Origin of the sequence: Mycobacterium sp., from assembly GCF_049281135.1 — a bacterium.
Classification (GTDB): Bacteria; Actinomycetota; Actinomycetes; order Mycobacteriales; family Mycobacteriaceae; genus Mycobacterium.
Map to the genome: position 1 here is coordinate 1 of NZ_JBAPRN010000648.1, position 7,238 is coordinate 7,238.

At 63.5% G+C, this 7,238-nt stretch carries 11 protein-coding genes; 9 read left to right on the plus strand and 2 right to left on the minus strand.

Features of this window, described 5'->3' with window-relative positions:
- Positions 1-221: 221 nt before the first annotated feature.
- A complete protein-coding gene (locus WAN02_RS25620; protein WP_422267676.1) occupies positions 222-1,142 on the plus strand; it encodes a DUF4436 domain-containing protein in 921 nt (306 codons plus the stop codon).
- A gap of 122 nt (positions 1,143-1,264) precedes the next feature.
- Here the strand turns inward: WAN02_RS25620 and WAN02_RS25625 are convergent, their stop codons facing one another.
- Positions 1,265-1,600 (minus strand): hypothetical protein, encoded by a 336-nt coding sequence (locus WAN02_RS25625; RefSeq protein WP_422267678.1) that lies wholly within the window; start codon positions 1,598-1,600, stop codon positions 1,265-1,267.
- 193 nt (positions 1,601-1,793) lie between these two features.
- Positions 1,794-3,053: a DUF4185 domain-containing protein gene (locus WAN02_RS25630; protein WP_422267680.1), complete on the minus strand. Its 1,260-nt coding sequence runs from the start codon at positions 3,051-3,053 to the stop codon at positions 1,794-1,796.
- Between the two features lie 675 nt (positions 3,054-3,728).
- Here WAN02_RS25630 and rplN point away from each other — a divergent pair.
- From rplN to rpsE, 8 genes are all read left to right on the plus strand, one after another.
- Entirely contained in the window at positions 3,729-4,097 is a 369-nt protein-coding gene (gene rplN, locus WAN02_RS25635; RefSeq protein ID WP_045373371.1) for a 50S ribosomal protein L14, read from the plus strand.
- Positions 4,098-4,415, plus strand: coding sequence for a 50S ribosomal protein L24 (gene rplX / locus WAN02_RS25640; protein ID WP_422267682.1), 318 nt, complete (start codon positions 4,098-4,100; stop codon positions 4,413-4,415).
- A gap of 4 nt (positions 4,416-4,419) precedes the next feature.
- The gene (gene rplE, locus WAN02_RS25645; protein WP_422267684.1) at positions 4,420-4,983 is read left to right on the plus strand and encodes a 50S ribosomal protein L5; all 564 of its coding nucleotides are present in this window, start codon (positions 4,420-4,422) and stop codon (positions 4,981-4,983) included.
- A gap of 4 nt (positions 4,984-4,987) precedes the next feature.
- Positions 4,988-5,173: a type Z 30S ribosomal protein S14 gene (locus WAN02_RS25650; protein ID WP_067336836.1), complete on the plus strand. Its 186-nt coding sequence runs from the start codon at positions 4,988-4,990 to the stop codon at positions 5,171-5,173.
- Positions 5,174-5,279: 106 nt separating this feature from the next.
- Positions 5,280-5,678, plus strand: a complete 399-nt coding sequence (gene rpsH / locus WAN02_RS25655; RefSeq protein WP_422267686.1) for a 30S ribosomal protein S8 — start codon at positions 5,280-5,282, stop codon at positions 5,676-5,678.
- Positions 5,679-5,690: 12 nt separating this feature from the next.
- Complete coding sequence (gene rplF, locus WAN02_RS25660; RefSeq protein ID WP_422267688.1) at positions 5,691-6,230, plus strand: 50S ribosomal protein L6; 540 nt, start codon at positions 5,691-5,693, stop codon at positions 6,228-6,230.
- Positions 6,231-6,232: 2 nt separating this feature from the next.
- Positions 6,233-6,640: a 50S ribosomal protein L18 gene (gene rplR / locus WAN02_RS25665; RefSeq protein WP_422267690.1), complete on the plus strand. Its 408-nt coding sequence runs from the start codon at positions 6,233-6,235 to the stop codon at positions 6,638-6,640.
- 49 nt (positions 6,641-6,689) lie between these two features.
- The coding region (rpsE, locus tag WAN02_RS25670; RefSeq protein WP_422267692.1) for a 30S ribosomal protein S5 at positions 6,690-7,238 on the plus strand (549 nt) is incomplete at its 3' end.

Sequence of the window (7,238 nt, forward strand, 5' to 3'; positions counted from 1 at the left end):
AATTCATGTTTTCCTCCTACGTGCCTGAACTGCGCGTTACTGCCGGGTGGCCAGCGGGTGACGAGATTCGGGCGCCCTGTCCTAGATCGTTCTTTCGCCGCGCGATCGACACCTTCGTTCGCTAACGTGACCCCCGTGTTGCCCCGACAGGCCGACGTCCTGCGCGCAGTGCCAGTCCGCTCCCGCCAAGTGGTCCCGAAATTCCGGGCCGGCGGTGAGCAATGACCGTCCAGACTCCGTCGGAAACCTCATCGCCTCCAGCGGAGAAGCAGGACCGGCAGCGGCCCCGCATCGTGATCGGTGTGGTGATCGTGCTGGTCGTGATTGGCGCCTACGCTCTTTCGCTTTTCGGCGTTCACTTGCTGCAGAAGTCGGAGGGTCCGCTCCCGCCGCTGGACATCAGCCAGGCCGGGCCCGACGAGACGGTTGTGCAGATTCGGCTCGAGGAGTTGAAGTCCACGACGAATCGCCTCACCGTGAACGTGCTCATCTATCCGGGCGAGTCGCTGGAGGACAAACGCTTCGATGAGTTGAACACCGATATCGCCGTGCGGCTGTATCCACCCAACGACCTGGGTGATCTGAAATACCCGGCAGGCAAGGCGCCGGCCCAGGTCAGCACCACGATCCAGGCGCACGGTGATCCCGGCGCCTGGCCATTTGACTCCTATCGGACCGAGCCGATCTCGGCGGATGTCTTCGTCGGCAATGGCGCCGAACGCAAGCGTCTCCCGGCTCTCGTGCAGGTGACCGGAGCGATGGACGGCTGGGACGCAAGCGTCACCCGCAGCAGCGACACCAGTGAAACCGGTGGCCACAACACCAGCAACGTGGTCGTCACGCTGCACCGGGCCAAGGGGCCGCTGATCTTCGACCTGGGCATCATCCTGGTCTTGGTCAGCCTGCCGACCCTGGCGCTGGTGGTGGCCATTCCGATGGCGATGGGCAGACGAAAGTTCGTGCCGCCGTTCGCCACCTGGTACGCGGCGAACTTGTTCGCGATCGTTCCGCTGCGAAATATTCTTCCCGGCGCGCCGCCGCCGGGTTCGATGATCGACCAGGCGCTGGTGCAGTGGGTGCTGCTCGCGCTGGCGACCGCGATGGCGTTGTACATCTACTCCTATATCCGGCAAGGAGATTGACCGCGCATCGCGAACGGGCCCGAGCCGGGATATGTGCCGTCGAAAAAGCTCCTCAAACCTCAAGTGCTACTGCCGTACTCACCATTTGCTGAAACTTTTTGGGCGGGCGCCAGCGCCAATTATCAGGAGTTCACCTTCCTCCAAAGGCAGTAGCCCTTCATCGTTATCGAGAAGAGATCAGGTAACACCCGAAACGAGAGCTCTTGCCCTGGCGCCCCGGCCTCGACTTGGGGCGAACTTACAACTCCGGCACCGACCACGGCTATCTGCTCCTCGATGCACTGGCTGTCGGGGTCCTGTGGCAGAGCGATCCAATCGCCTGACCGTAGGTTGTAGTTGCGAGTTCCCTCGCCGCGCAGTGTCAGTTGGGGTCCATAGGTCAACCATCGATCACTGCTGGGGTAATCGGAGGTGACGACTCCCCATTGGTAGTCCTCGTTTGCTTGCTGCTGGCACACCAGGTTTATTTTCTGATCCGGAAGCCGAGTCATCGCGTTGGCGAGATTGGACGAACAGGGTGTGTCTGGTTGCGGTACAACGGGATTCGCATTCGCCGCTGTCGGCGTGGAAAGCACTGCGAGGGCTTCTGCCAGCGCCGTCAGGAATACCGTCGCGGTCTGTCTAATGATCGGCTCGGCCTTCGAAGAGCGGCTAGGGCAGCGTGGTGTGCATCAACATTACGCTGTACGCCGACCACAGCGAGAGGTTGAAGTAGAGGTCGTGGCCGGTCGACCAGGGGTGGATGAACGGGGCGTAAATGCCGCCAGGAAGTTGTGTTGACGTCACAAGGGTCTGCGTTGCGCTCCACGGTCCTTGTGGATTATCCGCTGTCCGCATCACGACGTTGTTCGAGCCGTCGGTGTAGAGCACGACATACTTGTTGAGGTAATCGTTGTATTGCACTGACATCTCGCTCACCGGAGCCGAAATGACCGGCGTGGCGGCCCAGGGACTGTTTGCGACCCACGATCCTGCTCCGGAGAAATTCCACCAGGGTTGGCTCCAGTATTCGTACTGACTGAGGTCCAGCACAGCATTCTCGGGGACTCGCGACACGTATGCGGAGCCCGAGCGTCCGGACGGGGTGCCGTATGAGTACAGGTAACCGTCGCGTCGGACGAACGCCCCCTGCTGAAAATTCTGGTTGCCCCAGTTGAACCAGACGCTGGGTACGCTGAAAAAGAAGCTCGGACGGACGGTTCCACGACTGGCGGTCCAATTTTCGCCGTTGTCGGTGGACACCGCGATTGCCGAGAAGTTCGTGGTCCATTGGCCCGGATTGCCCCACTGCTTGACCGACATGAAATTGACGTACTGCGTTGTCCCCACCGAGATTCCAGCGGTTGGGATGATGGTCACTTCGGTTGGGGCGAGATTGAGGCTGGCGATGATCTGTCTTGAGAAGTTCGATCCCGGTGGAGTCGCGGACAGGACCGGCGAGCCGGCGTAGACGTTGCCGAACGCGGGATCTGGCACCGACACTCCGTCGGACAGATTGCGGTCCGCGCTGCGAAACAACGTGTTGCTCCGCCATTGCTGGCCGGCGACGCTGCAATCGCCGAACGTGTCGCCGAATGCCATGAGCACTTGGTCATTCGCACCGGTTTGGCCGTTGTCCCACACAATGCCGAGATCGGCGCCCGAGATGGCGAAGCGCGTATATGTGTTGTTCGGGCTGTTGGGCCCGTCAATCCAGCTGACCATCGTTGTCGTCGGGGCCGCGACCGCCGCGGCAGGGGCCCCGGTCGCGGGGCCCGTGAGGTTCGGCACCTGTTGGCCTGCCGGACCGGGAAGCGCTGGCACAGGCAAGGGCAGCACCGCGCCTTCCTGTTGCATCGGCGCGAAGTTCAAAGCACCCGTTGCTGTCGGGTCTAAGGCCGCGGCCGGGAGCGGACCCAGTCCGAACGGCATTGCCTGGTTCTGCGCGCCGCGGGGCATGCGCCCTCTCGGCACGTGTTCTACCGGCGGCGTCGCCGCCCCCGGCAGCGCCGGACCGCTGTTCGCTGGCGCCGCGGAAGCCGTTTGAGAGCACGGCGCGGCTGCCGCAGGAGGGGCAACGACTACCGGAGCGATGAGTCCAATGGCGGCCGCCGACGCCACAGATACCGGTGCGAGTCGGGCAAATACCCACACGTCAAACCTCCGATGGGTGCCTGGACTTCCCCGTTGGTCGTCAACAGCGGACGCGCACGGATTCGAACCTGTGACGATAGTGACTACAGTGGGAATTGGGGTCAGTGATACGTCGGATCGGTATCCCGTTGTGACCGTGTCGCAACCACCACCAAGACGTCGGACTCCCTCCGAGCTCGATGCACGTCATCACGGAAGTGGTGAGCAATTTTCGCCGCTTCCGACCGCCGGTAATGGCCGTCGACCAGGAATTTGGCTCTGAGCAGGTCTTCACCTAGACTCTAGGGGTTGCCGTGGGCAGACCTCGGCTGGCATCTCGAAGCTTTACCGTCAGCCCCGCGTGCCTTTCGGTGACGAAGACCATGCACGACTGGTCTGGTGGACCGTGCAATCCAGCGTCCTCCAGCCCGTTCACGCGTGGGCGTGCATACGTGAACCAGGTCAGGAGATCGAGTGATTCAGCAGGAATCGCGGCTGAAGGTCGCCGACAACACGGGCGCCAAGGAGATCTTGTGCATCCGCGTGCTCGGCGGCTCGTCGCGGCGGTATGCCGGCATCGGCGATGTGATCGTTGCGACGGTCAAAGACGCCATCCCCGGCGGCAACGTCAAGCGCGGTGACGTGGTCAAGGCCGTCGTGGTGCGCACCGTCAAGGAGCGCCGCCGCCCGGACGGCAGCTACATCAAATTCGACGAGAACGCGGCCGTGATCATCAAGCCCGACAACGACCCGCGTGGAACCCGCATCTTCGGGCCGGTCGGCCGCGAGCTGCGGGAAAAACGCTTCATGAAGATCGTCTCGCTTGCCCCGGAGGTGTTGTAGATGAAGGTGCACAAGGGTGACACCGTCCTGGTCATCGCCGGCAAGGACAAAGGCGCCAAAGGCAAAGTGATCCAGGCTTTTCCGACGCGCAACAAGGTGCTCGTCGAGGGCGTCAACCGGATCAAGAAGCACACCGCGATCTCGACCAACCAGCGCGGCGCGCAGTCGGGCGGGATCGTCACGCAGGAAGCCGCGATCCACGTCTCCAACGTGATGGTGGTCGACTCCGACGGCAAGCCCGCTCGGATCGGCTACCGGGTCGACGAGGAGACCGGCAAGCGGGTTCGCATCTCCAAGCGCAATGGCAAGGACATCTGAGGGCATGACAACGACTGAGAAGGTTCAGCCCAGGCTGAAGACGCGCTACCGCGAAGAGATCCGTGAGGCGCTGAGCAAGGAGTTCGCCTACGCCAACGTCATGCAGATCCCGGGTGTGGTGAAGGTTGTGGTGAACATGGGTGTCGGCGACGCCGCTCGCGACGCCAAGCTGATCAACGGCGCGGTCAGCGACCTGGCGCTGATCACCGGACAGCGGCCGGAGATCCGCAAGGCCCGCAAGTCGATCGCACAGTTCAAGCTGCGCGAAGGCATGCCGATCGGAGCGCGGGTGACCCTGCGCGGCGACCGGATGTGGGAGTTTCTCGACCGGCTGGTTTCGATCGCGTTGCCGCGTATCCGGGACTTCCGCGGTCTGTCGCCCAAGCAGTTCGACGGTTCGGGCAACTACACCTTCGGGCTGAGCGAGCAGTCGGTGTTCCACGAGATCGACGTGGACAACATCGACCGGCCCCGCGGCATGGACATCACCGTCGTCACCTCGGCGACGAACGACGACGAAGGACGAGCGCTGCTGCGCGGCCTCGGCTTTCCGTTCAAGGAGAACTGACCAGATGGCGAAGAAAGCACTGATCAACAAGAGTCAGCGCAAGCCGAAGTTCGCGGTGCGCGCCTACACCCGCTGCAACAAGTGCGGCCGCCCGCACGCGGTTTTCCGCAAGTTCGGGCTGTGCAGGATCTGCCTGCGCGAGATGGCACACGCGGGTGAACTGCCCGGCGTGCAGAAGAGCAGCTGGTAACGCCGGCTAACCACCAGACCGTTTTGCAACCACACGACCAACTCAGAGAACAGGTGCGCAGCAGGCCCGGACCGGGAACCACTGCGAGGAAGGCGACACCGCTGTCATGACGATGACGGATCCGATCGCAGACTTTTTGACACGTCTGCGCAACGCCAATTCGGCGTACCACGACGAGGTGACGCTGCCGCATTCGAAGATCAAGGCCAACATCGCCGAGATCCTCAAGCGGGAGGGTTACATCACCGACTACCGCACCGACGATGCGCGGGTCGGTAAGGCGCTGACCGTTCAGCTCAAGTACGGGCCGAGCCGGGAACGCAGCATCGCCGGCCTGCGCCGGGTGTCCAAGCCCGGATTGCGGGTGTACGCCAAGTCGACCGGCCTGCCGCGAGTGCTCGGCGGTTTGGGCGTGGCGATCATCTCGACCTCCTCGGGCCTGCTCACTGACCGTCAGGCCGCCAGACAGGGCGTGGGCGGCGAAGTCCTCGCGTACGTGTGGTGAGAGGGGACTGACATGTCGCGTATTGGTAAGCAGCCGATTGTGATTCCATCCGGGGTCGAGGTTTCCATCGATGGCCAGCAGGTCTCGGTGAAGGGACCCAAGGGCACCCTGGATTTGCAGGTCGCCGAGCCGATCGTCGTGGCGCGCAACGAGGATGGCGCCATCGTGGTCACCCGTCCGAACGACGAGCGGCAGAATCGTTCGCTGCACGGGCTGTCGCGCACCTTGGTGTCCAACCTGGTCACCGGGGTGACGCAGGGCTACACCATCAAGATGGAGATCTTCGGGGTCGGCTATCGCGTGCAGGCCAAGGGCAGCAACCTCGAGTTCGCCCTGGGTTACAGCCACCCGGTGCTGATCACCGCGCCCGAGGGCGTGACGTTCGCGGTCGAGACACCCACCAAGTTCTCGATCACGGGTATCGACAAGCAGAAGGTCGGCCAGATCGCGGCCAACATCCGCCGTCTCCGCAAGAGCGACCCTTACAAAGGCAAGGGTATTCGCTACGAAGGCGAGCAGATCCGCCGCAAGGTCGGAAAGACAGGTAAGTAGTCATGGCGCAATCACAAGCTGGTAGCACCGCGAAAAAGCCCGCAGGGCAGAGCGTTTCCGCCGTTCGGCGCAAGCAGCGGCTGCGTCGCCACGCGCGGCTGCGGAAGAAGATCGCGGGCACCGCGGAGCGTCCGCGTCTGGTGGTGCACCGCTCGTCGCGGCACATCCACGTGCAGTTGGTCAACGACCTCACCGGCACCACCGTGGCCGCCGCCTCGTCGATCGAGGCGGATGTGCGCGGCGTGGACGGCGACAAGAAGGCCCACAGCGTGCGGGTCGGTCAACTGATCGCCGAGCGGGCCAAAGCAGCCGGAGTCGACGCAGTGGTGTTCGACCGTGGCGGCTACACCTACGGCGGGCGGATCGCGGCGCTGGCCGACGCTGCCCGCGAAGGTGGGCTGAAATTCTGATGGCAAGCAACAATCTTGGGGAATCAAACCTGAGCGGAAGGACCGCATAATGGCGGAGCAACCGGCTGGAACGGCCGGCCAGACATCCGGACCCGCGGAAGGACGCGACTCTCGTTCCGATGGCCGCGACTCACGCGACAACCGGGGCCGCCGCGATGGTGGTGGCCGTGGCGGTCGCGACCGCGACGGGGACAAGAGCAACTACCTGGAGCGGGTCGTCACGATCAACCGAGTCTCCAAGGTGGTCAAGGGTGGTCGGCGATTCAGCTTCACCGCGCTGGTCATCGTCGGCGACGGCAACGGGATGGTCGGTGTCGGCTACGGCAAGGCGAAGGAAGTTCCGGCTGCGATCGCCAAGGGCGTCGAGGAAGCCCGTAAGGGTTTCTTCCGCGTTCCGATGATCGGTGGGACCATCGTCCACCCGGTGCAGGGTGAAGCCGCCGCAGGCGTTGTGCTGCTGCGTCCGGCCAGCCCCGGTACCGGTGTGATCGCCGGTGGTGCGGTCCGCGCGGTGCTGGAATGTGCCGGCGTGCGCGACATTCTGTCCAAATCGCTGGGCAGCGACAACGCGATCAACGTCGTGCATGCGACGGTTGCC